Genomic DNA, 25248 nt, shown 5'->3' on the forward strand with positions numbered 1-25248 from the left:
ATATGTCCAGCAGGGAGATAACTCAAACAACTCCTCACTCCTCCTATTTTCTAAACTTACTGTCTTACCATGGGGTTGAGCTGGCAGAGCTGGGCGATCGGGTGTTACAACCCCTTCCGGGTGAGTCGCAACTGGTGTTGGACTGGCAGAGTGAACGTTCTCAGGTGCAACCGCTGCGGGTTAAACGGAATCATATTGCTCTGTTCGCAGCCTCACGTCTGGTGTTGGGTGAAGGGCAACAGATGATCGTCAGGGGACCGATGGCAGAGCGAGTGGTCTTGATAGTCGATGAGATTTCTGTTGCTGATAGCACAAAACTGGTGTTCGAAGCACCCACTGAGGTAGTGGTTGAGCGCTTAGTGTCGGCTGGTTCTTCATCGAGTCAATTTGTCAGTCAAGGGATTGATGGCGCACCAGGTGTTGAGGGTGTAGCTGGTGCACCAGGAGCAACGGGTGCTGAACCGAATGGCCCTGGAGGTCATGGTGGCGCTGGTGGCTCAGGTACCAATGGACAGGACGGTCTTGATGCTCCCAATGTAACCTTTGCTGTAGCTGAGCTCAGTGGTTCCATTCAGTTCGCCGTATTGCCAGGTCGCGGCGGTGCTGGCGGCAATGGCGGGAAGGGAGGTCAAGGGGGGCGTGGGGGCTATGGTCCCAATAACAGCATGGGAATTGGAGGGACTGGCGGCAACGGCGGACCTGGGGGTGCTGGTGGTGCTGGGGGAGGGGGCGGTACGATGCAGGTTTATTACCACAGTATAGCTTCGAATACCCAATTAACCACCGAGACACCCATCGGTCAAGGAGGTGTCGGAGGAGAAGGGGGACGCCCTGGCATTCCTGGCCTTGGACATCCCGACGGGTCTTTGGGTTACCCCGGCAGCAATGGTAGTGTTGGCCCCCAGGGAACCGCTGGTTTAGTGATTCTCACAAAGGTTTAAAGACATCTTAATACCGTTTTGGCTTGAAGTTAAATTTTGCCCCTTACCCGGTGTACACGGGGCATACCTCAAAAAATTTAACTTCAAGCAATTGGGTATCAGCTATTTTCCCAGAGCAATGCTCGCATTGCGCTTATAACTCCTATAACAATTTCAGAAAAGGTAACTCCTATGGTAGCGACAGCTCAGAAAATACGAACCTTGGAGGCTGATGTTGTCCCTCTCAGCAAAAGTCTGGACAATATCCAAGCTCGTGAAGCAGCTGCAGAATTTGCCACCAATGCGCTGGCTGTGCTGCAAGACTCTGACAATGGGAGTGGCAGTTTTGATAGCTCGACAATTTCACCCGCTCTGATCAAACTGGGCGTCGCGATCGGTCTTCTTGAGGCCGTACCCAATGAGCAGGATAGTTATCAGCTGAACCAAACCTGGTTTGAGAACCCATTAGGGGTTACTGGCGAGAATCTCAAAACCAATGGTGCCACGATTGCGTCTTTGCTGGCTGAGTTGTTAGGAGAAGTTGCTGCCAATGAACTGGGAATTCCATCTCAGGATTTGGGGGCTCTTGGTGTCTGGAACCCCATTCCTAACCCTAAAACTGATCAGCCGACAGGTTTCTATTTGGTTAACTACCCCAAAGATCAAGACAATCCTGCTGAGGATCAGATATTTGGCATTGGTGTATTGCACAGTTGGGATTTTGGAACCAGTGCTTCTGGGCCTAGCAAGGGACCGAGTCAGATAGATGTGAGGGTTTGGGGACTGTTACCCCTCCTGGAAATTGGTGATAACGGTCTGGACTTGGTTTTAGGACAGCAGGGTTATCCCCTTAACATGGGTGCGTTTGTGGGTGGTGCTGATAACCAGCCAATCCTTGATGAACAGGGACTGTCTTTTAACGGCGTTAAATTTTCGGCATTGCTTGATGTGCTGGGTGATCCTGTCATCCAATTATCGGTGGTGTTAGAGCAGTTGCAACTACCTACTGAGACGGCTCCAGCCGATCGTAACCTGAGTGAAATTGCCCAAATTACCCCTCCAGAGTTACTGGCAACGATTTCTAGCTTGTTTGTTGCTGCTCTGGAGCGTTTTTTAGGCCAAGACAGCAAGGCTGCCTACTTGTTGCCGATTTTCGGGCTGTCACCCATGGTGCCCAACAGCGATGTGCGTTTGCCTCTGTTGCGCTGGGATTTGCTCTTATCCCAAGCTCAATCTGGTGGCTCTCTGGGTACTCCCTTTATCAATTGGTTCAACGACCTACTGAATACTGAGTCTGCCTTTGCCACCTGGATGAATGCGATCTCCAGTTTGCTAGGCAACCAGTCACCTGAAGTTCAAGGGAGTGGCACTCAAGCCGATCCCTACAGCGTAGCGTTGCTCAGTGATGATGCAATTGGAACCCTGTCATTGACCGCAGTCAGCAATGTAGACACTGTGGGGACACGCTATCTATTACCTGGGTTTCACTTTGCTGGCAAGGGGAAGCAATTGGGATCTACTCCCGTTCAGATCGTGGTTCAGGGACAGGTAGACTTGGCTCAGTTTTCTCTCTCCACCAGTGGTCAGTTTGGTGTCAGCACCCAGTTTTTGCAGTTGGCAATGGGGTTTGCCCTAACCAATACGACGATTGGCGATCCCCTGTTTGAGGGTACGATTGGTCAGGATAGTTACCGCTTTGGCAGCTTGAGTGGCGGAGTCTCTGTATTACACAGTAGTAGCGGGGGGTTGCGAGTCGTTCCGGCCTTCCAACTGGTAGATGTTGCCACTCCCACTGGAGAGTATGACAGGATTGATCTGACCCAGCCTGGTCAGTTGGTGGAGCAGGCGATTAATGAACTCTACCAACTGATTGACAATGCCCTGCAGGAGCTTTTTGGCCTGACGGATCAATCTAGTTATGGTCATCAGGCCGCTATCCTATTGGGGGTTCTCCCACCAGATCTTCCGGCAGGGGTGACCTGGCCCAGTAATTTGACACCACCTTTCAACGCTAGTCAGTTAATCGATTCTTTCCAAGACCCAGTGGCGGCTCTGGCTAGTTACTATAGGCACTTGGTGTCTGGCAGTGATGTTGGGGGGAAAGTCCCTTTTTATTACTTATTAGAGGCGCTAGGCAACCTTCTAAACACCGCGAACAGACCCGCCATTAGTATTGGTGGACAGGGAAGCCTCAGTGATCCCTGGTTAATTCAACTGACGGATGAGAGCTTGCCTGCTTCCTTGGCGGTTAGTATCGATCGTAGCAACCCGGATATACCCCGCCTGACGCTTGGTTTACAGCTTGCTCCCCAAATTAACTTTGGCAATAGTATTGAACTTGACTTAGCCATCACTGTTCAAGCTCTAGCGCTCGATTTACCCACAACAAACTCAGCCTTAGTCGCGCAAATCTTTCCTGGTCTTGGGGCACAATTAAGCTTGCCTCAAACCTTCACCACTCCCACTGTCGCTGGTGCTGCAGTTAGTATTTCTGAGTTAGCTTTCTATGGGTTCTGGTCGCCTTATGGAGCCTGGGAATGGAACCTGAAAGCGGGTCAGCCAGCAGTCATTGTTGATGGCAACAATTTGCCAGTGGGCCAGCCCATGGAGTTAAGCGATAGTGATTCCCTTGCTGAACTCGTCACAAAGCAAGCAGCTACCTTTGCTCCCATTGTTGTAGCACTGATGGGTATAGCGGTATACCGTACGGGTAGCCGCCCTGGTCTGGCTTTGAACGCTATCTTCGGGTTGTTGCCCAACTTAACCCCCTTTGTGCCTAGCGGTCTGCAGTGGCCTCAAGATATGCCAGTGATGACCCCAAACAGTTTTTCTGATCCAATTGGGGATATTAAAAAACAACTGAATGCACTGCTAGCCAATACACAGCGAACTGAAGCCGTTATGGCTCTACTAGGCTGGTCAGTTGACAGTGCCGCCCAGGTGCCGACAGTGATTGGCAGTGGTAGCTACACTCAACCCTTCGCGGTGCCAGTACAATTACCGGGGGATCTGGATCTGGCGATTTGGACCTTCAATGCTGGTCAGACATTAGGTCTTGGTCTACAACGGCGGGTACAAGCTACGCTCGGTGATGTTGCCACCGATACCCAACTCTTATTGCGGATAGTGGAAGTTGGCCTAACGGGTTCTGTGCCGACACAGGATTTTCTACCCAGCTTTCGCTTACAAAGCCAGCTCACTCCCTCGTCGCCACTGCCGATAAATGATGGTAGTGATAATGATAGCCAGCTGATTTCAGTCGTTTTTGGTTTGGAAGTAGCTCTCGATTCAGGTAACCTGGCATTACAGCCGCAAGTGGTCGTCAATATTCGTGATAAAAATGGCGATCGCAGCATTGACTTGCAGCAGTTGCAAGGAAGCAGTAGCCAATTCCAGGTCTCTTTCTATGCCGTCGTTAACCTGGCAATGGCTCAATTGCTGACTCCAATGTTGAGCCACACCACCGTCAAACTGACTTATGACTTGTTGAGTTTGATCAATCTAACCCTACCCCTCAATGATCAACAGACTCAATGTGCTATTGACACCGCTGGCTGGACTGCGATGCTGGCCGATCCCCTGGGCTTCTTCCGACAACGAGGAACAGCTTTGTTCATGGTTCCTGAGACCCGTGCCCAAGCCATTAGCTGGCTAGAAGCTGTTATTGGTATTACGCTACCCACTATTCCTGAACCCCTGTTGCAAGTTTTAGCAGCACTAGAATTAGTAGAACCATCAGCCCAAGCCTATGCACCTCGGCTCTACGATTGGGTAGCTATTATTGCCAATCCATCGCAACAACTACAGAATCGCTTTACGGCTCTCATTCAGGATCAAGCAAAATCTTCAGCGCTGATGGGTGCCTTAGCGACCCAGACAGATCCAATTACTGTCGGTCCCGTGCAACTAACCGTATCAGAAGGGGCAGTCATTGAGCTTTCTATCCTCAAGGATCAACTACCAACTCTAGGTGACATCCTTACAGTTAACGGCAATCTCAAATTCGATTTGCGCACCCACCAGCTCACTGCCACCCTCGGCCTATACAGCCCACCAGTCAAACTAGCAGTAATGTCAGCCCTGAGCATAACAGTTGCTGACCAGATCGAAGCTGAGCTAAACATCAACCTAGCCTGGGGTGACGGTAGCCAGCCAATGCCAGATGCCCTGACTCTCTACCCCTTCAGCAGTAACCAGTTCATCGATCAGGTTACGGTATTGGCACCCACCTTTGCCCTATCCACTTTCTTTACCCAAGTAGTGGATGCCCGTTTGTTAACCAATTATCCGCTGGCACGAACTGTCCTTTCCGCTTTTGGCCTCGTGTTTGAAGATACCAATGGCCATTGGTACACCAAATCACCCTTAGGATTATTTAAGGATCCCCTTGGCTGGTTGCTGGGAGATGCAGTATTGGGTCAAGATGGCCACCTCAACATTGCCACGCTCAGTCGCATCTTGGCAACAGTCAGTGAAACCCAAGCCAGCAATGGTATTGGGATTAAACCCATTGCTAACGGTGCCCGCATTTTCGGTTTACCCTATGGCCAGCAGATCGATTTAGTAGCTGACACTCAAGCAGAATTATTTACCATTACTCCTGGTCTCTCAGACAACACTCCTTTGTCCCTGGTCAACAATGTTTCCCTACAAGCACTTTCTTTCTCCTTATCCCTCGGAGCCAACTTTCAGCCTGGATTTGCTGGCAACATTGCGGTAAGTGGTAAGGTGACCAATAGTACGACGCTGTTGGTTCAAGGCGGTTATGACAAAGGCTTTTTGCTCTCTGCGGGTCAAATGGAAGGAGAAACCAAAAAGCTATTTCAAATTTTGCCCTTCCCGGGTTGGCAGACATTAGTAGTACAGGCAGCTCAGCAAGTCGCTCAGGCTCTGTTGCGGGAACTCACCGACAAACTTCTTGATCAATTATCAAGACTTGGTTCCGATACAGCATCATTTATTACCAACCTACGAAATGCGGGTACTGCCTTGGATGTCGCTGGACTTGTTAATACTCTGATTAGCAACAGTGACAAGGGAGCTGATGTGATTGCTACAGATGCTCTTCGCTGGCTTAGCGCTCGCTTGTCTAGTGACAATGCCTCAGCCACGGTGGAAGCAGTGGCTGGACTTATCAGCCCTTATTTTGATGGTGTCAGCACTGATGCAGGTCTGATCAAGTATCGGCCATCTGACAAAGTACCGATCACCTTAGTTACAGGTGTTCAATCTTTAGATAACACGCGGCAGGTTGGTTTGTGGTTAGAACTCAATCTACCTGCTAGCAGTAAGTTGCTGATTAACTTTGAACCTACTGGAGTGGGTATTCCAGTTCAGGACGATGGTACTTTAGTGACAAACTTTGAACCTCAGCTCAATTTCCAATTGTCGGTTCTAGTAGCTTTGGAAGGTGATACAGGTCCCAAGTTAGGTCTGCGATTCAATACTGAAACGAAGACGCTTGTTCTAGGCATTGATCCTGCTGGTCAGACAGATAAAAATAGCCGTTATTATCGTGAGCTATTGCCAACCTTTTTTAGTGAAAGCGATCCCTCGCAATATGGTAGTGCAGTCATCAGTTGGCTGGAATCTATCCTGATTAATATTGTGCCTCGCTATCTGTCGATCATAGTGCTCAATCAAACTAGAGTGAGTCAGTGGTTAGATCAACCCCTATTTCCTGGAGGTAAAGGTCCGAAAGCGGGCAATGTCCTCATCGCCTCCCAGTTGTTGACGCAGGAAGGTCCCAATAACCTCTACATGCTCAACAGTATCAGTAATCTGGAGGCTCTCACCCTACCAAAATTTCTGGCAGGCTTCCTGCGTGCACTTTTGGCTGAGTCCTTCCAACTGATCGAGATCGGTACCAAAGGTGGAATCTGGCTTGGTCCTCGGCAAGGTATGGACAACTACTTTGGTGTGCGGGTCATGGTTCCTGACTTAACGCTGAAAGCTGTCCCCTATATCACCTTCCAGCTTGGAGACGAGGACACAGAGTGGATCCACAATGCCGGTGGTGATGCCAATCTAGAAGGGGGCGTTGCCCTGTATCTTCCCATCAGCACTGAAGGACCAGATTTCGGCAATCTCTTGTTAGAACTAGTCAATATTGGTCTAGATTTTCACGGTAAGCAGAACCAAAACCTAGTTCAACTCAGCCGATTTAGCTTACGGGCTATACAGCCTCGGGGCCTGATCACCTTCGACTTCAGCAAACCTGACCCTGTTCAATCTTATGGGGGTGGAGTTACCCTCAGTCAGATCGGTATTTCCCTAGCGCCTAACATTGCATCTGGAAAATCAGCCAACCCTGTTGCCCAAAATCTTTTGGGTTCTGGTACTCCTCAATCAAATCCACAAGGCTCCTCAGATAAGCAGAATCCTGCTACCAATCCCTCGTTTTCTGTACGCACGTCCTATGTCAAGCATCTCTATGTAGAATTGTTCAATGATGAAGGTGATAGCACTACTGAGCTCTGGTTTCCTGTGCAGCGCAGCTTCGGCCCCTTACATGCCAATAAGATCGGGGTGGGCTGGGAGCAGAGCGATAAGCTGCTCGACATGTTATTTGATGGCAGCGTATCCCTGGCAGGGCTGTATGTTGGCTTAGAGGGGCTTAAAGTCGGAGTGCCTGTTACCACCCCGCTAGATTTTGACAGTTACAGTTTGGCTTTAGCTGGCTTGGAAGTCTCCTTTGAAAGTGGCTCTGTGGCTCTTTCTGGTGGCTTTCTGAAAAACGACAATCCCCTACGTTACGATGGATCAGTCATGGTTAAGGCAGCCAGCTTCTCGCTAATGGCCTTAGGTTCCTACGCACTGGTGCCAGTGGATCAAGATAAACCTGATGGTGAGAAGGCTCCTTCCCTCTTTATCTTCGTTAACCTCAATATTCCCCTTGGGCCTGATCCAGCCTTTTTCATCACGGGCATTGCTGCTGGCTTTGCCTATAACCGCAACCTGCAGTTACCAGAACCAGGAGCTATCAATACTTATCCTCTGGTACAGGGAGCGGTGAGTAGCTCAGTATTTGGCGGTGATAGTGCTACCCCAGAATCAGCTCTGACACAACTATCAGAGGTGGTATATCCAGAAATTGGCCAATACTGGGTTGCTGCTGGTCTGCAATTTACCACCTATGAACTACTCAGCACCTTTGCCATGTTAGTGGTGCGTTTTGGCAAAGAGTTTGCTCTTGATCTCATTGGTGTCAGCTCCGCATCATTTCCTCCAGCAGTATCGCCATCAGCTGCTTTGGCCTATGTGGAACTGGGTCTGTTGGTATCTTTTCACCCAGATGACGGTGTCCTCTCAGCGCGGGCCCAGCTAACCCCCAATTCCTTTTTGCTTGCTCCAGACTGTCGTCTCACAGGTGGCTTTGCCGCTTTCTTGTGGTTCAGCGGTGAGTATGCTGGAGATTTCGTCATCACCTTAGGGGGCTATAACCCAGCATTCAAGGTTCCAGAGCAGTATCCCTTAGTGCCCCGACTGGGCTTTAACTGGCCCCAAAACCTGGGTGTTGGTTCCCTACTCATTGATGGGGGTGCCTACTTTGCTCTGACTCCTTCAGCGATCATGGCTGGTGGTTACTTACGGGCTCTGTTCCAGCTCGGCCCGTTACGCGCTTGGTTTGACGCTGGCGTGAATTTTCTGATTCAGTGGCAGCCCTTCTACTTTGATCTAGAAGGTCATGTATCAATAGGAGCCTCCATAAGTGTCACAATTGCTGGAGTTAGGGTTACCCTCAGTGCTCAAATTGGTGCCAAGCTCCACATGTGGGGGCCTCCTATTGCAGGTGAAGTCGGCGTGGACTGGTATGTTATTTCCTTTACTATTCCCTTTGGGGACACCAATCAATCTCTACCCAGTTCCCAGCCTTTAGTTTGGGACAGCTTCCAGGAAAACTTTTTGCCGCCTCTGCACACCGATCAAGGGCAAAGTACACAGGGCCTTGTCGAGCGTGCCCCCCATCCACAATTGTTGCAGCTACAAGCGAATACCACGCCCCTGACTCAGGCTTACACAGTACTTAAGCTTCAGGTTCAACAGGGATTGGTAAACGATTATCCGAATCTGGGTTGGTTCATCCAATCACCGTTTGTCCTGCAAGCTACTACTGTCATACCTGCCACTATTGTGAGCTTTGGCGGCAGTACGACCACGTTTAGTGGCCCAGCTGTGGGTATTCAACCCATGGCTCAGCCCTCCATAACTAGTCCGCTCCAAATCACTTTACAAGGACTGAACAGCAGCACCCAAACTTGGGAAACGGTGAATCTGGATGCACGAGGTATCCAGCTAGCCACACAACGGAATGGTGCCCCAGGAGCCCTCTGGTCAAAGACAGCTTTCGATCCGAATGGTGTGCCTGAGGCGAAAACTATTCCTAATAGTATTATGGGCATCACCCTTACAGGTTCCCAGGTATTAACTTATGTTCCTGTTGGTCCTATAGCACTCTCTACCCTGGCATATGTGGATCTCGGTCCCTTACCCTTGCCTTTTACCTGGACCCCCCAATACACAGCCAAAACGTTACCCAGCCAGAATATGCGCGCTCAAGTAATTTCTGACACTATTATGGATCCAGTGCATGTTATTCCTCTACGCAATGGGATGCTGGCTGCTCTACGTGCTGTGAGCCAACCTGCTCTGAATAATCCTAGTCTGGTGGTTTTGCAGGCTAATGTGGCTAATGTGTATCAGTCTCCACCGAGTCTCGCACCCCTTGGAGTAGACCTTGCTCAGGTACCAACAGAGGCTACTCTAGTTAGTCTAGGGCCGACACCACAGGTTCGTAGTTTAGCTGCGGTTGCAGAGAGCAATGGAAATCCTGAGAGCAAAGTGATTGGTACTGTTCGTCGTTATCGGGTTGGTACAAGATGTTGTTGTTTGGGTAAAGGGACACGACGATTAAATAATGTTACCCGTCCCCTAGCTCGCGCCAAGTGGCAGTCAGGTGAACCTGTTGGGACTACTCATAGCGAAGAAGGCCTTAAGGTAGCAATAACAACAGGTGCCACTGCTCTGCTTAAGCTGAATACAAATGCTGCCAAGGAGGTCACATTCACTGGTCAGTTACCGCTACGCTTATTAAGTTTTAACGACAGTCAGGAACTGATCCAGCATGTCGTCGTTGATCCGTGTCAGGCTAACTCCCACGTTTTACCAGAGATCGCCGAAGAACTAGTTGCAACTGGCACTGTTAGTAGTGCTGATACCGTCAGTGGTTGGCACATCGATAGTGAGTGGACTCGCCTTAACCAGTATTACTTTATGGGTGATTGCTGTCTGATACGTACCCAGGCACCACCGCGACCTCATAAGCGACAGCGTCGTGGTCAGGTTTTAGCGAGCACTGTGGTGAAAGCTAACCAGGTACAGGGGGGTGCTGGGCAATTGTTACCGGGTTGGGTTGAAACACTGTTCCATAACAGTCCTGTTAGTATTGCTATAATCATGCGGGGCATTACTATGCCTCGGATTCAGTTATTGTGGACTGAGGAACTGGCTAATCCGGTCTATGCAGAGGAGGCTGTCGTATCTGTTCCTCCCATAGAAATAGGCGATTTAAGAGTTTACTTGTATGATGTACCGCCTCGACCTCAGACTTTCTCTGCCCAGTTGGCAGTCCTAATTCGTCCATCAGCGAGTGCGAGTACTGAAGATATTCAAGGGGTTTTGGGTTTTGCTCAAACTGCTGAAGCGTTGCAACAGTCTGGGTTAGCTGGGGAGCTGGTTGGTGATACCTATACCCTGAGCCACATCCCCCCAGAGACCTGTCAACTGTCGATCACCTAGCTAACCAACCTACCAACGATGCTTTTCGTTATAACCTTAGCTACGACTAATAGCGCCCATAAGTAATAATCTCTATGACTAATATCGCCCTCGCCACCGCCAACGAAGACCTCAAGCCAGGTCAAGTGCGCTTTTATGCTGCTGCTGAACCACCCTTGCAAGCTGGTGGTTATCAGTTTTTGGCTGAGCAGACTGTAGAAGGTCTAAAATCCCAACCTGATAATAACCATTTCGGTACCCAGTCACCCTTTGTGGTGACTGGGCCACGTTTTCGCCTGCCACCCCAGGATTTGCAATCTGTCTATCCACCTGCAAATGAGGTGGGTGATTATGAGGAATCTCTCTGTCATGTAGTGCTGCGTACCCGTACCTTACCGTGGGTGCGTACGATTGATGGCAGCACTAATAGTCGTGGTGATGCTGATGGTACAGTACCTCCTTGGTTGGCACTTCTGACCGTTTACCCTGAAGAACTCAACGGTACTCAGCCTATCACTATTACAGTAAACGATTTGATCTATCCTGGTGATGGTAGCATTTTACCCCCCACTTTAATTGATGCGGCTGATTTAACTGAGGAGGAAAGGAACAGCCAGTTGTTGGCAGTGGATTTGGATCTGGGGGTTTTCCAAGCAATTTCACCATCCTTAGTGGAGTTGCCTTTTCTAGCTCATGTGCGTGAGGTCAACACGGATCAAAAAGAAGTGTTGAACATGTTAGAGGATGGTTGGTTTTCTGTCGTAGTGGGCAATCGCCTGCCCAAAACTAACGCTGAAAATATTTGTTTTTTGGTATCTCTTGAAGGACACCAGGATCATCTCCATGGAAACTCAGGTATTCCTAGCAACTTCACCAAGATCCGCTTAGTGGTTTTAGCGCGATGGGCTTTTACTGCTGCAGCATCGCGAGGTAGTTTTCTGTACTATATGCAAAACCTCTGTGAGCGTGGTGGTATTGATTTGCTGCAGCCTACCCACACAGCTTTTCCATCTCCTGAGGGTGATTCGGTAACGCAACAGGCACAAACTGCTGTTCAGGAAGCCTTGGAAATTGGTTATATTCCCTTGCAAAACACCACCCGAACTGGAGAGGTAACGACTTCTTGGTATCGTGGTCCGTTGACACCAGTCCCCACTAAGCCTGATACGCTAGGACCGTATTTCTTTAGCGATCGAGCAATTCGCTACGACCCAGAAACTGGTCTGTTCAATATGGCATTTGCTAGTGCTTGGCAAATTGGCCAGCTCTTGGCTCTTTCGGATGCAGCTTTTGCCCGTGCTTTGTTTGAGTGGCGGCTTAATTACTACCAGCAACAACATGGTGCGGTAGCAGAAGAACACCTTCAGCAATTAACAATCCAGCCAACCTTACAAATGGGGCAAATTCCCAAAACTGAGGTTACTCCCATACTGCTCTCGGCCATGAATCTGCTTAGCCAAATGGTTACTGTTCCTACACAGCCCAGAGCCAGCATCCAAGCTCAGACCTCGACACCTGCTAAACGCATCAATCTAGTTCAACCTCATCATTGTCGTGACCAAGCTACTGGTCAGCTGCCTGGTGTGATTGACTCTAACCTATGGCAGAGTCAACTTACTGCTGGCAACGATGCTCTGCATCTATTGTTTCAACACCTGCAGCATCCTCTGACTGAAGATACCTAGGGCTCTGTCAACAGGTGGGATTGGCGCAACACCATCCCACCCACAAACACAAGCCTGTCAGGCTAGTAGTGAGTGGTATGTAGAAAAAAGTAAGGATTTGAGTTTGTGGGGTCTAGACCTACACTCCCCTAAGTCCTTACTTCTGGAAGACCAAATCCAAGATGCTTTAAGAGAAGAATCTGTGAACAACTCAACCCAAGGACACCAACAATTACTCAAAGTGTACCGAAAAGCGGTAGGTGTATCTGCTGCTGCGGTCAAGCTAGCTACACAGGCTACTGAAACTGATACTCCTCTGCCTACTGCTGCGGTCAAGCTGTCTACACAGGCTACTGAAGCTGATACTCCTCCGCCAATTACCATTCCCGATAACATTGTTGAGTGGCTAGCACGTTTAATCCTCCTCTATGGTGTGCCCTTTGAGTACCTAGTACCTGATGCAGCTATGCTGCCTATTGAGTCAATTCGCTTTTTTTATATTGACCAAAACTGGACCAATCGCCTGATTGACGGTGCCGTTAACATTGCTCTTGGTTCCACTCAGGATTATGTACAGGTGCTTACCACTTTTGAAGAAACTGTACAAGCTGCTGCTTTGGAACAGCATAATGTGCGTGCTAAGCTGCGGGCTAAGCCTACAGTTGATAAGGCGGCAGTGGGAGGTACCCTTACTGGAGTGTTATTGCGCTCTGCTGTGGTCAGTGGCTGGCCAGGGTTAGAAGTTACTGCCTACAGCGATGAGGAAGGTACCAACGTCTTACCGCTCCTGCGTATGGATCGTGTCTCCAATAATGTACTGATCTGTCTGTTCAATGGTGTACCCCAGAGGATCGATTTTACTGAACCACCGGAGGGGCTAAATTTTGGGGTGATTAATGCGCCCCACTATGAAGTCGCCCTACGTGGCTTGGGAATCGGTGGCCATACAGCTGGGGAGCAGATTCTTGACAATGGTAATGCTGTTACTTCACCTATTACTTTTCGAACTGGCACCCTCAGTTCTGGTGTACTAGATATTAATCAAATTAAGAATGACCTGATCGAGAATCTACAGGCTCAAGGTGCTTTAGACAAACCTCCTGTGTTTACGGCATCCCAGTTTGCTGTTCAGTTAGTCAAGGGTGCTGGTCGCCAGCAGTTTAAGACAGTCGAGAAAAGCTGTAAAGGTAATAACATCCTGGATAATGCATAAACTCCAGGTGGAATCAACAACCTGACACAGATAGGTGATTGAAGCAGTGAACTTCAAAGATGGGATTCGTGTTGATCAACGACCGGATTCAGCACTCAGCCAGGACGTTGCTTGATTCTTTTTCTTACACCACATTTGACAGCATTGCAAAAATCGAACCGGAACTTCTAGACAACTACCCCAATGGAGATGAACATAGGAAGCATGGAGCTGATAGACTTGCCAACCTTCAACTCCAACCTTTCTCTGGTTATATCCCCGTAACTCAAACAAGGGATTGGAGGGCATGACTGTCAAGTGGGAGCGATGAAATTCATGTCCCCAAACCGTTGCTCCGACAGGTAACAAGGGTCCATCGACCAAAGCAGTTGCCTGTCGATATCCTAAAGTAAGGGATTTTCCCATCACCGTAACCGTGGGTAATACCCCTACCATTGACCAAGATTTCCCGTCAAAATCTGTAATCTGCTCCCCCAAATACATCAATCCGCCACACTCAGCATAAGTGGGCATCCCTGACTCTATAGCTGTTCGCACTGACTCTCGCGCACTAGTATTTTCGGCGAGTTGCTCAGCAAAAACTTCTGGAAAACCACCACCAAAGTACATCCCTTGTATATCAGGAGGTAAAGTGGTATCGGTGAGGGGACTCCAATACACTAACTCTGCTCCTAGCTGTTCCAAACTATCGAGATTGTCTTGGTAATAGAAACTAAAAGCGCGATCGCATGCTACAGCAATTCGGATTAGAGCAGGTTGCTGGTTAGTAGAGGTTAGAGGTTGCTGGTGGCCAACCTTCAACTGTGAGTCAAGATGCTCCCAATTAAAGCAATTCTGTCCTAGATCAGCAAGTCGGTTAATCAAAGCATCCAGTTGAGTAATTTCAGCAGTAGGTATCAAGCCCAAGTGCCGATCGGGAATAGTTATATTATCCTGACGCTGTAGCTCTCCTAATACAGGAATGTGTAACGGTTCGAGAGCATCCTTGAGCAATTCCAAATGGCGTGAGCTTCCGACTCGATTCAAAACTACCCCAGCTATGGTAATCCTGGGATCGAAGGATTGATAGCCATATGCGATCGCAGCCACGGAACGAGATAACCGAGAGCAATCCAACACTAATAACACTGGTATGTCTAACAGCCGCGCTACATGAGCTGTGCTGGCAAAATCATCCTTTCCTGATGCTCCATCAAATAACCCCATCACCCCTTCAATCAGGGCAGAATCTACTCCCTGGCAATGGCGATAAAAGCAATCTTTAACATAATCTTCAGAGGTTAATACTGGGTCTAAATTCCGACAAGGACGTCCCGTAACCCGCTGATGAAACATCGGGTCAATGTAATCCGGACCGACTTTAAAGGATTGAATTTTATAGTTACACTTGGATAAATACGACAATAGGGCGAGCGTAACTGTTGTTTTGCCCACCCCACTACGTTCACCAGCAATGATTAAAGCCATTGAAGAGTTGAAGGTTTAAGGTTTTAAGGTTAAAGTTTATGATCTCAACATTGAACGTGCAACTTGTTAACCTTCAACGCTTCTGTCAAACCTTCAACTTGTTACCGTCAACTTCAAAATTTCCTTGGTCACTGCCATACTTTCTTCGTATAGCATCTCCCGACCCCAGCGTTGTAATTGCTGAGAGAGCAAAAACTCTGTCTTCTGGTCAAATAAAGGCGATACCTGCTGAATGCGGCAAGACTGAGCACCACCACCAGCTTCCATCCGCATACAACCAGTGGTTTGTGAACACAACACAGTGCAGCAATCAGCTTGCAGGTTGGTCGAACCCAAGCGCAGGCTAATCAAATCACCTGCCACATCTCCGACATCAGCTACGGGGATAGCTGCCAATTCTGCTTCTACAGGTTGCTGGTTGGGTCTGATAAATTTAACACGCCGCAGGTCGTAATCCCCACCTTCTTTGAGATCAGAGGTGGGAAGCCATTCTAAGCGAGACGCTAACCAACTGAGAAACATCAGTGCTTGAGCCTCATTCCCTTTTTCGTAATCAATGGTAACTTGATCAACTTCGTAGATTGCCCCACGACGTTCTGGTGGATCAAATGCTTCTGCGGTTAACTCTTGCCATGCTGCCAACCGTGCCCAATTTAGGTCAGCCACTGGTGTGCCCTGATTGATCAGCTCACACATTTGTGATAACTGTTCCTCTGGATTGCTAAAGCTACTTGAGTCAACAATGACGGTATTACTTAGCCCTGCTAAGCGTTGGAACAACCCATAATTAGGATCAGGAGTTCCCTTCCACCATAGGAATTTCGGCAGTTCTGGTAACATCAATTCCGAAATGACACCACTAATCCGTTCCAACGCAGCAGCCGTGCCAGTTAGGGTGATGTATTCACAACATATTAATGTACTCTGGCTTTGCTTTTGAATGGGGCAAGAGGCAGATACCTGAGCCTTAACCCCTTCATCTTCTCCGGCAATAGGACAAAGGGCAATAATGCGACAGGGGTTAGAGGCTGCGATCGCATCGGCAATTCCAAATCCTTCTAAATCACCGGAATACTCTAGCTTCTTCTGGGTCTGTCCCTTCTGGACAGATTCATTGTATTCCTCCCGTAGTTTTGCCTTAGTCGCCTCATCTGCTTTACCCGTTCTTTCCAATCCGTAGGCTTTCTGTGCTGCCTTGAGAGCAGCCACCATGCGCGGGCCTAGGATACCATCAATTGGACCGGAATAATATCCCAGTGCTGCTAAGAGCTGCTGGGTTTCTTCGGGTTCATAAACCACTAAACTAAATGTGGTTGCCCTGATCGCACTGGGCGAATCACCGTTTTCACCATAGCTTTGCCAAATTTGACGCAGTTCCGCTTCAATTTCACCCAAAGAAACATCTTTGGGTGGTTGTATCGAAAGCACCGGAGGAGATTGTGTAGCCATAGCAATTCACTTGTTTTTTGTCAATGGTCAATGGTCAGTAGTCAGTAGTCAGTAGTCACTAACTAACTTAAAGTCTGCGCCAACGACGCCCATCTCGATTAATGAGGTTTTCAGCTTCCTTCGGTTCCCAAGTTCCTGCTTCATACTGAGGTATCGATGCTGGGTCAGCCGGACCATCCCAAGCTGCTAAGGCTGGTGTCACTACCCGCCAGGCTTCTTCCACTTCATCAGCACGGGTAAACAAGGTTTGATCCCCTAACATACAGTCAAGTAACAGTCGATTATACGCATCAGCGGTTGCCACACCAAAGGAAGAACCGTAGCTAAAGTCCATATCTACGGTGCGGGTGCGCAAATCTGGTCCTGGCCGTTTCGCCTCAAAACGCAGAGAAATTCCCTCATTGGGCTGCAAGCGCAGAGTTAAGACATTGGGGCTAGTCTGCTGAGCCGCAGATTTAAAAATCATTAGGGGAACTTTACGAAACTGAATGGAGATCTCACTGACCTTCTTCGGCAGTCGTTTACCCGTGCGCAGGTAAAAGGGAACTCCTTGCCAGCGCCAGTTATCAATCAGTAGCTTTAGGGCGACATAGGTGGGGGTAGTGGAATTGGGGTCAACCCCTTTCTCTTCCCGATACCCAGGCACTTGTTTGCCTTTCATCCAACCTGCTGCATACTGACCCCGCACTGCTGAATTTTCTAGATTATGAATATCTGCCAGGTGAGTAGCTTGAATCACCTTGACCTTTTCAGTACGGATACTGTCAGCGTCCAGAGCATTGGGAGCTTCCATGGCCGTTAGGCAAAATAGCTGCATCAAATGGTTCTGCACCATATCCCGCAGTGCGCCGGATTTGTCGTAGTAACCTGCCCGTTCCTCTACCCCTACCGATTCGCCTACGGTAATTTGGATATGGTCAACAAACTGGCGATTCCAAAGGGGCTCAAATATAGCATTACCAAAACGGAACACTAACAGATTCTGAACGGTTTCTTTGCCGAGATAGTGGTCAATGCGGTAAATTTGCTCTTCCTTGCAAACTTTTTGTACCACCCGGTTCAGAGATTGAGCTGAACTTAAATCCTTTCCGAAGGGTTTTTCAATTACCAAGCGCTGCTTGACTGGGTCACTCAACATTCCCGCTGCCCCCAATTGCTGGATGGCTTCTGTAAAGAATCTGGGAGCTACGGCTAAATAAAATACCCGGTTTCCCCGTGTTCCCCGTTTACCATCGAGTTCTGCCAAGAAGGCTTTCAGCTTCTGGTAACTTTCGGCTTTATCCATGTCACCGGAACAGTAGAACAGGCCATCGGCAAAGTCTTGCCACAACTGCTCCGATTGAATCCCGTCGGAAAATTCCTCAATTCCCTCCCGCATTTGTTCCCGGAAGTAGTCATGAGTCCAATCTCGACGGGCAACACCAACGATGGTAATTTCTGGTGGTAGACGTCGTTCTCGTTTAAGCTGGTAAAGTGCTGGTACGAGCTTGCGTTTAGTCAAATCTCCGGACGCGCCATAAATCACCATAATCAATGGTTCTGGCGTGCGCTCCTGTTGCAAGCCCACTCTTAAGGGATTTTCTAGCAGAGTAACCATCTTTGCCTATTGAAGGTGATCAGGGTGTTCGCGTAGCGTGGCCTTTTGGCCAAGGTTATCAGGTTAAAGGTTAAAGGTTAAAGGTTGTTGTTACCCAGGTGTTCGTTTTAGGGTAGGCTGAAGGGTGACGGTTAACACTTTAAATTAGCTTTCTATCGAAGCCATTTTGTCAACCGACAACCTTCAACCTAAATTAACTGGCAACCTTCAACGTCTTCTATTACACCGTAGCCAATAGTTTGACTTTGCTTTCTAAAGATGATATTAAGGAATCAAAGGGCTTAACAAATTTAACGATCCCTTCCTCAAGTAATTCATCCATAACTTCGCTGAGATTGATATTGACATCAGGATCGTTAAGAGAGTTTATGGTTTGGTAAGCTTCTTCAACACCTGTCTCAATCCGACTTTCTGGGGAACAGTGATCGGCACAAGCTTCGATGGTATTGGGAGGCAGGGTGTTGACAGTATTCGGTCCAATAAGTTCATCGACATACATCACATCGCTGTAGGCAGGGTTTTTGGTGCTGGTGCTTGCCCACAATAACCGTTGTACCTGTGCACCTTTTGCTGATAGAGCTTTCCAGCGATCGCTTTGGATAATTTCTTTGTACTTCTGGTAGGCAACTTTAGCGTTAGCGATCGCAACTTTGCCTTCGATTCCCTTTAGCTTCTCTGTCACATTGGGGTCATCGCTCGCCGCACTTTTTTCCTCCAATTTGGCATCCACTTTGGTATCAATGCGGCTGAGGAAGAAACTAGCTACAGAAGCAATCTTGCTAATATCTTTCCCTTCTGCGGCTCGTTTTTCCAAACCCCGGATATAAGCCCAGAATGTCTCAACGTAGCTTTCTACAGAGAAGAGCAAGGTGACATTAACGTTGATGCCTTCACTGATAGCTTGCTCTACTGCGGGTAACCCTTCTGGGGTACCGGGAATCTTAATCATCACGTTTTCCCTACCAATAGCTTCGTAATAGCGTTGGGCTTCGGAAATCGTGCTTTGAGTATCTTTGGCGATAGTGGGTGGGACTTCAATGCTGACGTAACCATCTAACCCATTGGTTTGGTCGTAGACAGGTTTGAAGATATCACAAGCATTAGAAATGTCTTCAAATACCAGGGTTTCGTAAATTTCCATCACCGACTTCTCGGCACGAATACCGGCTTCAATATCTGCATCGTAGATGGCATTGCCTGCGATCGCTTTTTCAAAAATTGCTGGGTTGGAGGTTATCCCACAAATTCCCCGGGTTTTAATCAGTTCTTTTAGTTCTCCAGACTCAATCAGCGTGCGGCTGAGATTATCCATCCAGATACTCTGACCATAATTTTTTTCAATCTGAAAAATCGGATTCTCGGCTGTCGTTGTCATTGCTTAGCTCCTTATGTGTTATTTGTCAAGGGTTTAAGGTTGTTCACCTTTCGGGTTCGGTGTAGGGTTGGTTGGTTGAAGGTTGAAGGTTGGTTGGTTGAAGGTTGGTTGGTTGAAGGTTGGTTGCTTGAAGGTTGGTTGGTTGAAGGTTGGGTGGTTGAAGGTTGGTTGCTTGAAGGTTGATTGGTTGAAGGTTGGTTGATTGGTTGTTCGCCTTGGGGTTCGGTGTAGGGTTAGTTGGTTGGTTGAAAGTTATTGGCTTGACTATTGGCTTGACGGTTGGTTGGAGTTCGGCGAAGCTTTTCTCAAAGATTAGCCGTGGCCTTACCCCAAAGGAAAAACCGAAGGGTAGGGAGGTATTCATTGCCACCTTCAACCGGTTAACCTTGGCCTTTGGCCACGCGATCGCTCGATTGCGGGACTTCGTCCATCGCGTTCAACCTGTTAACCTTGGCCTTTGGCCACGCGATCGCTCGATTGCGGGACTTCGTCCATCGCGTTCAACCTGTTAACCTTGGCCAAAAGGCCACGCTACGCGAACAACCGCTTAACCTTGGCCAAAAGGCCACGCTACGCGAACAACCAGTTAACCTTCAACCTTCAACCTTCAACCTTCAACCAGTTAACCTTCAACCGGTTCACCCTGATCTACGTGCCCTGCCACTTCCAACTTTTCTTGCGCCTGCCTTGCCTTTTCCTCGATGAAGGACTTGACCAAAGCTACATCCTCTTTGCTGCCAATAATTAATGGAGTACGAGCATGGAGGGTTGTTGGCACAGTGTCCAAAATGTCTTCGGTACCTGTACTGGCAGCGCCTCCGGCTTGTTCTATCAAAAAGGCTAGGGGAGAAGATTCGTATAGTAGACGCAACTTCCCTTCTGGTTTTTTCACAGTACCGGGATAAAGGAATACACCGCCCTGATACAAGATGCGGTGAAAATCTCCCACTAATGCCCCACCATAGCGAGCGGTATAGCCTTCATGGCGATGGACATAGCGAACATAGTCCCGTATGGATTCTTCCCACTGCCAGAAGTTGCCTTCATTGGTGCTATACACTGGGCCATGTTCTGGCACCTGAATGTTTTCCTTCGACAGGATAAACTCTCCCAAGGTTGGATCGAGAGTGAAGGCATGAACACCCGTGCCGATGGAATACACCAGCATTGTGCTAGGACCATAGAGAACGTAGCCAGCAGCAATTTGCTTATGCCCGTTTTGGAGAAGATCACGGGCTTCCCCGTCTAGATCCTCTCCTTCTTGCTTACGAATCGAAAAAATCGAACCAACATTCAAGTTCGTGTCGATATTGGAGGAACCATCAATGGGGTCATACAGCAGAGTGTAACGTCCAATTGGGCAATTCTCCGGGATATAGTAGGGTTTTTCCATTTCCTCGGAGGCCAAGCGACAGACGAGACCACTTTGCTTAAATACCGAGATGAAAACATCATTGGCATAGAGATCCATCCTTTTGACAGATTCACCCTGCACATTGACTTCACCGGTGAATCCTAACACCCCTTCCATCAAACCAGCTCGGCTCATGCGTTGAGCAATTAGCTTGGCAGCTAGGGCGATGCGATTCATGAGGGCACTTAGGTCTTGTGCCTCCATCGAAAAACTTTGGAGTTGCTCGAAAACGTGACGGGATAACGTTTTACAATCCCGATCCAGGGCTCTTTCTTGAGTTCTAGGTTCAGCTCCCTCTGCCATAATTTTTGTCCTCCCTAGGTCTTAGGGCACTTGGTTTGTCAGAGATGTTGGTGTTCGCAAGAGTACCGATTGGCCCAGTGCCTAGTCCTCTTCACTTTCTATCTTAGGGAGGCATTTTTGATGATGCTTAATAACTTTAGAAGAAATACAGAAATCAAATCTTCACACCATTTTTCTTGTCTTGGAGGCTATACCTGAGGTCAAATTGATCTGAACATAAGCATTGCAACCTTAAACGGAGATTATGGGAGAAACTAAACGCATTGGCATTCTGACCAGTGGTGGAGATTGTGCTGGTCTCAATGCGGTGATTCGAGCTGTGACTCACCGAGCTGTGGCTACTTACAACTGGGAGGTGCTTGGCATCTGTCGGGCTACTCAGGGGTTGATGCAAAATCCGCCTCAAGCGATTAACCTAACTTTGGACAAGGTTGATCGGATCTTGACTATGGGTGGTACAATGCTTGGCACTACTAACAAAGGCGACCCCTTTGCTTTTCCGATGCCAGATGGTACGCTATGCGATCGCAGCAGTGATATTGCTGATGGCTATCACCAACTGGGTCTAGACGCTCTAATTGGTATTGGAGGTGATGGCAGTTTGGCTATTTTGCGCAAACTTGCCCAACAAGGGGGGATGAAATTGGTAGGTATACCCAAGACTATCGATAATGACGTTGCCATTACCGAACGCTCCATTGGGTTTGACACTGCCGTTAACATTGCCACCGAAGCTCTAGATCGCTTACATTTCACAGCGGCTAGCCATGACCGGGTGATGATTTTGGAAGTGATGGGGCGTGATGCTGGTCACATTGCTATCAGTGCTGGCATTGCAGGAGGGGCTGACGTTATTCTGATTCCAGAAATTCCTTATACCCTTGACAATGTTTGCCATAAAATTAAGCAACTTCAGGAGCAGGGGCGAAACTTCTGTTTAATCGTAGTTTCCGAGGCGGTTCGCACTGCAAGCGGTGAGGTGCTTCAGAGTAATGTGGGGTTTGGTGAATGTCGATTAGGTGGCATTGGCCAATATCTAGCCCAAGAGATTTGTAATTCGATTGGAGCGGAAACGCGAGTTACAGTTCTTGGACACACCCAGCGGGGTGCCACTCCTTCACCCCTTGATCGCTTAATTGCCTCAGCCTTCGGTGTGGCAGCAGTTGACTTAATCGCCAATGAACGATATGACCAGATGGTTACATGGCAATATCGCCAGGTTGTAAGTGTACCGATTGAGGAAACGATTAAGCATTATCAAGCTGTGAATCCGAACGGAACTCTGGTAAGAACCGCTAGAGGATTAGGTATTTGTCTAGGAGATTAGACAGTTTTTAGATCATGAACGTTTTAAGTACATGAATCTTGTTGACTGTTGACTGTTAGTGGTCAACGGTCAACGGTCAACGGTCAAATTGAGAACTCGTGAAGTACCCCCACCTCGCGTACCAGGTGGGAGTGTCCGTCTTGATTACAAGGGCTTATCCCTCGCGACAGGCGGCATTCTCGCGCCTGCTTCCAGGACTTTTGCTGGACTGTTCCCCCAAGTCGTTTCCGCTATGGGGCCATGTTTAGAATCTCTCACCTAGAGTCTGACGTATATAAACCGACTACACAGGATTTACAGGTTTGATTTCCCTTTCGTTGAGAGGTCGTGCCTCCAGGTTGTTCAGAATCTTGTTCTGCCCTTTGCCGTACCGCTCAACATAAACCTAGTTATAGCACAGAATTTGTCGTTTCTTGACCGGATTGACCGGACAGAAGGCGTAAGACATGTGCGCCCCTAACCCCCACCTGAACGTTCGCGCAGCGTGGCGATAGCCAGGTGGGGGAATACGTCGCTCAATCTTGTTCAACAGCTGATTACCAACTACCAGGAATTGCGCCGTGGAGCGTTACTACGATTTTCCCGAGGTCTGGCTTTATTGACCCTGATTCTACGTCCCATCCACTCAGCACCATCCAACTGAGATATAGCTGAGTCTTCTTGATCTGATTCTGTCATTTCCACAAAGGCAAACCCGCGCATTTTGCCGGTTTCACGGTCTGTGGGCATAACAACTCGTTTAACGGTGCCGTAGTCTCCAAAAACTGTTTTTAAGTCGTCTTCGGTGGCTTGATAGGACAGGTTTCCGACGTAAATGGTCATGTCGATCGATGAGGCAGAACATAGAACTAAAGTTCAGAGGCACAGAGGAACGGAGTACAACGTATTTTGGTTGCTCACGGTCATATCTGAGGAACCAGTGGTAAATTTCGACAGTGGGCAACCACCTCAGGGGGGGGAAGCAAAATCAAAGTTTTACCAAAGGAATCCACTGAACTTGTGAATACCGTTTCATGATAGCTCACTTACGGGATTATCAGTGGTTGTCTAGTTGACACTATTTAATAATTCATCAAAAAAATGTTTTAGGGTGGTGCTTAAGCACCAATTAGACCCCAAACAACCACGCTAAATATAGTTTAATTAGCTCTTAATCAATGGAAATAGACTGCGGACCCTTATTTTTATCATTTTCGCTTCTGTTATGACCATCTTTGTCTGCTTCAGAGCCAGTTTGAGCCTCTAGCCAACTTTTGAGAGGATCATCTGAGAGATTCAGGCGGAACACTCCTGAAAAAAATCCGCCCAAAAAAGCTACAGGCTGCTGAGTAAATTCTTCAAAAATTGGTGTCAGTTCATTGAGGAACATGAGTTGCTCTCCTGGTGCTGGTTGTGCTGCCAATAGTTGTATGAGTGATTAGATTGGGATTCTAATTGGGATTCTAACGTTTTGTCAGCCAACTTGCGACTTGGTTCCATCCTGAGCTTGAAACTACCCTACATTTGCGCTATTTTCTGGGCTATGTCTCAAAAAAAATGCCTATTGCTCTTTGGCGATCGCCCCTAGCTCGCGCACTCCATCACAATCGGAGCCTAGCTTATGCCCGTTACTTTCAACTTGCAACCGTTGACCCCAAGGGCTATCCGGCTAACCGCACCGTAGTTTTTCGAGGTTTTTTGGACAATTCCAACCAACTCAAAGTTATTACCGATACCCGTAGCCAGAAAATTCACGACATTAATCATCATCCCTGGGGAGAAGTTTGTTGGTACTTTCCTAACACTCGCGAACAATTTCGTTTAGCAGGCCAGTTGACCCTGATCACTGCTGATTATGCCGACGAAGGACTTCAACAAGTCCGCCAAGAGACTTGGCAAAATCTTTCTGATGCAGCTCGTTTACAATTTGCTTGGCCTGACCCTGGTGTTGCCAGAGTAGCAGATAAACAAGCCTTTTCCCCACCGCCACCTGCCCTAGATCAGCCTTTGCCAAATTTTTGCCTATTATTGATCGAACCAGTCAAGGTGGATCACCTAGCGTTGCAGGGTTTCCCCCAAAACCGATGGCTTTACTACCAAGACAGTTCTGGGGAGTGGTTTCAAAAAGCTGTTAATCCTTAGCTTCGGCTGTTTGGCTGTGCCAGTAAGAGTTTTATGCTCTTAAGAATCCCCCGCTATAATCTTCGATTTAGCGGTGGGAGTATCAAAACTATCTAAAAACTGCCGAATTTCTTTATCCTGGAGATCACAACATGGGGCATTAGCCCCCTTCTCTGGAGCATCTGGTGTTGAAGAGTGATCAGACATCATTGATGCCATTGAAGATTTTTGCTGAGCTAACTCTTGCAGCTGTTGTTCGAGAGACTCAATCCGGTCTACTAACGCTCGAATTACCTTGGCTTCTGAGTCAGGCAAGCTACCATGTTCAAGGGGATTGACTCGCACACCGGAACGATAGACAATCCGACCTGGAATACCGACGACAGTACAATCGGAAGGAACATCTCGCAAGACCACTGAGCCAGCACCAATGCGCACATTATTACCAATTTGGATATTCCCTAGCACCTTAGCACCAGCTCCCAGCACTACATTTTCTCCTAGAGTAGGGTGGCGCTTGCCACTTTCCTTTCCTGTACCGCCGAGGGTAACACCTTGATAGATTAGACAGTAGTCTCCCACAATGGCGGTTTCTCCAATCACCACACCCATACCATGGTCGATAAATACACCATGACCAAA

At 48.3% G+C, this 25248-nt stretch carries 17 protein-coding genes; 8 read left to right on the plus strand and 9 right to left on the minus strand.

The genetic code is table 11. From position 1 onward, the window contains the following. The first annotated feature begins 2 nt into the window (after nt 1-2). The 4 genes from F6J94_RS05835 to F6J94_RS05850 all read left to right on the plus strand — a co-directional run bounded on the left by F6J94_RS05835 (nt 3) and on the right by F6J94_RS05850 (nt 13574). Nucleotides 3-941 (plus strand): hypothetical protein, encoded by a 939-nt coding sequence (locus F6J94_RS05835; protein WP_293037973.1) that lies wholly within the window; start codon nt 3-5, stop codon nt 939-941. 171 nt (nt 942-1112) lie between these two features. Then, nucleotides 1113-10718, plus strand: coding sequence for a DUF6603 domain-containing protein (locus F6J94_RS05840; protein WP_293037976.1), 9606 nt, complete (start codon nt 1113-1115; stop codon nt 10716-10718). Nucleotides 10719-10792: 74 nt separating this feature from the next. Continuing rightward, nucleotides 10793-12382 carry a hypothetical protein gene (locus tag F6J94_RS05845; RefSeq protein ID WP_293037979.1) on the plus strand — a complete coding sequence of 530 codons (1590 nt, stop codon included), beginning with the start codon at nt 10793-10795 and terminating at the stop codon, nt 12380-12382. A gap of 97 nt (nt 12383-12479) precedes the next feature. Further along, nucleotides 12480-13574, plus strand: a complete 1095-nt coding sequence (locus F6J94_RS05850; protein ID WP_293037982.1) for a hypothetical protein — start codon at nt 12480-12482, stop codon at nt 13572-13574. Between the two features lie 75 nt (nt 13575-13649). Here F6J94_RS05850 and F6J94_RS05855 read toward each other — a convergent pair whose 3' ends face one another. The 5 genes from F6J94_RS05855 to F6J94_RS05875 form a co-directional block, all read right to left on the minus strand. Continuing rightward, nucleotides 13650-15041, minus strand: coding sequence for a cobyrinate a,c-diamide synthase (locus F6J94_RS05855; RefSeq protein ID WP_293037985.1), 1392 nt, complete (start codon nt 15039-15041; stop codon nt 13650-13652). Between the two features lie 93 nt (nt 15042-15134). Then, nucleotides 15135-16490 (minus strand): glucose-6-phosphate dehydrogenase assembly protein OpcA, encoded by a 1356-nt coding sequence (opcA, locus tag F6J94_RS05860; protein WP_293037988.1) that lies wholly within the window; start codon nt 16488-16490, stop codon nt 15135-15137. 67 nt (nt 16491-16557) lie between these two features. Then, the gene (gene zwf / locus F6J94_RS05865) at nt 16558-18087 is read right to left on the minus strand and encodes a glucose-6-phosphate dehydrogenase (RefSeq protein WP_293037991.1); all 1530 of its coding nucleotides are present in this window, start codon (nt 18085-18087) and stop codon (nt 16558-16560) included. Between the two features lie 220 nt (nt 18088-18307). Beyond that, complete coding sequence (gene tal / locus F6J94_RS05870) at nt 18308-19462, minus strand: transaldolase (protein ID WP_293037994.1); 1155 nt, start codon at nt 19460-19462, stop codon at nt 18308-18310. A gap of 43 nt (nt 19463-19505) precedes the next feature. Next, nucleotides 19506-19826, minus strand: a complete 321-nt coding sequence (locus F6J94_RS05875; RefSeq protein ID WP_293037997.1) for a hypothetical protein — start codon at nt 19824-19826, stop codon at nt 19506-19508. 22 nt (nt 19827-19848) lie between these two features. On the opposite strand from F6J94_RS05875, the gene F6J94_RS05880 reads away from it, so the two are divergent. Both F6J94_RS05880 and F6J94_RS05885 read left to right on the plus strand, forming a co-directional pair. Next, nucleotides 19849-19974 (plus strand): hypothetical protein, encoded by a 126-nt coding sequence (locus F6J94_RS05880; RefSeq protein WP_293038000.1) that lies wholly within the window; start codon nt 19849-19851, stop codon nt 19972-19974. Further along, nucleotides 19913-20167 carry a hypothetical protein gene (locus tag F6J94_RS05885; protein WP_293038003.1) on the plus strand — a complete coding sequence of 85 codons (255 nt, stop codon included), beginning with the start codon at nt 19913-19915 and terminating at the stop codon, nt 20165-20167. The genes F6J94_RS05880 and F6J94_RS05885 overlap by 62 nt, the downstream gene beginning before the upstream one ends. Here F6J94_RS05885 and fbp read toward each other — a convergent pair. Continuing rightward, nucleotides 20085-21179 carry a class 1 fructose-bisphosphatase gene (gene fbp / locus F6J94_RS05890; protein ID WP_293017374.1) on the minus strand — a complete coding sequence of 365 codons (1095 nt, stop codon included), beginning with the start codon at nt 21177-21179 and terminating at the stop codon, nt 20085-20087. The genes F6J94_RS05885 and fbp overlap by 83 nt on opposite strands. A 244-nt stretch (nt 21180-21423) precedes the next feature. On the opposite strand from fbp, the gene F6J94_RS05895 reads away from it, so the two are divergent. After that, entirely contained in the window at nt 21424-22506 is a 1083-nt protein-coding gene (locus F6J94_RS05895) for an ATP-dependent 6-phosphofructokinase (RefSeq protein ID WP_293017373.1), read from the plus strand. A 543-nt stretch (nt 22507-23049) separates the two neighbouring features. Here the strand turns inward: F6J94_RS05895 and F6J94_RS05900 are convergent. Beyond that, the gene (locus tag F6J94_RS05900) at nt 23050-23328 is read right to left on the minus strand and encodes an RNA-binding protein (RefSeq protein ID WP_075902801.1); all 279 of its coding nucleotides are present in this window, start codon (nt 23326-23328) and stop codon (nt 23050-23052) included. A gap of 328 nt (nt 23329-23656) precedes the next feature. Further along, a complete protein-coding gene (locus tag F6J94_RS05905; RefSeq protein ID WP_293038008.1) occupies nt 23657-23875 on the minus strand; it encodes a hypothetical protein in 219 nt (72 codons plus the stop codon). 167 nt (nt 23876-24042) lie between these two features. Here F6J94_RS05905 and F6J94_RS05910 point away from each other — a divergent pair, with 167 nt between their 5' ends. Continuing rightward, the gene (locus F6J94_RS05910) at nt 24043-24627 is read left to right on the plus strand and encodes an Npun_F5749 family FMN-dependent PPOX-type flavoprotein (protein WP_293017372.1); all 585 of its coding nucleotides are present in this window, start codon (nt 24043-24045) and stop codon (nt 24625-24627) included. A gap of 39 nt (nt 24628-24666) precedes the next feature. On the opposite strand, the gene F6J94_RS05915 is transcribed toward F6J94_RS05910, so the two are convergent. Further along, nucleotides 24667-25248, minus strand: a 582-nt coding sequence (locus F6J94_RS05915) for a serine O-acetyltransferase (protein ID WP_293038005.1), incomplete at its 5' end; no start/stop codon positions are given.

The sequence above is a fragment of the Moorena sp. SIO1F2 genome (genome assembly GCF_010672755.1).
Classification (GTDB): domain Bacteria; phylum Cyanobacteriota; class Cyanobacteriia; order Cyanobacteriales; family Coleofasciculaceae; genus Moorena.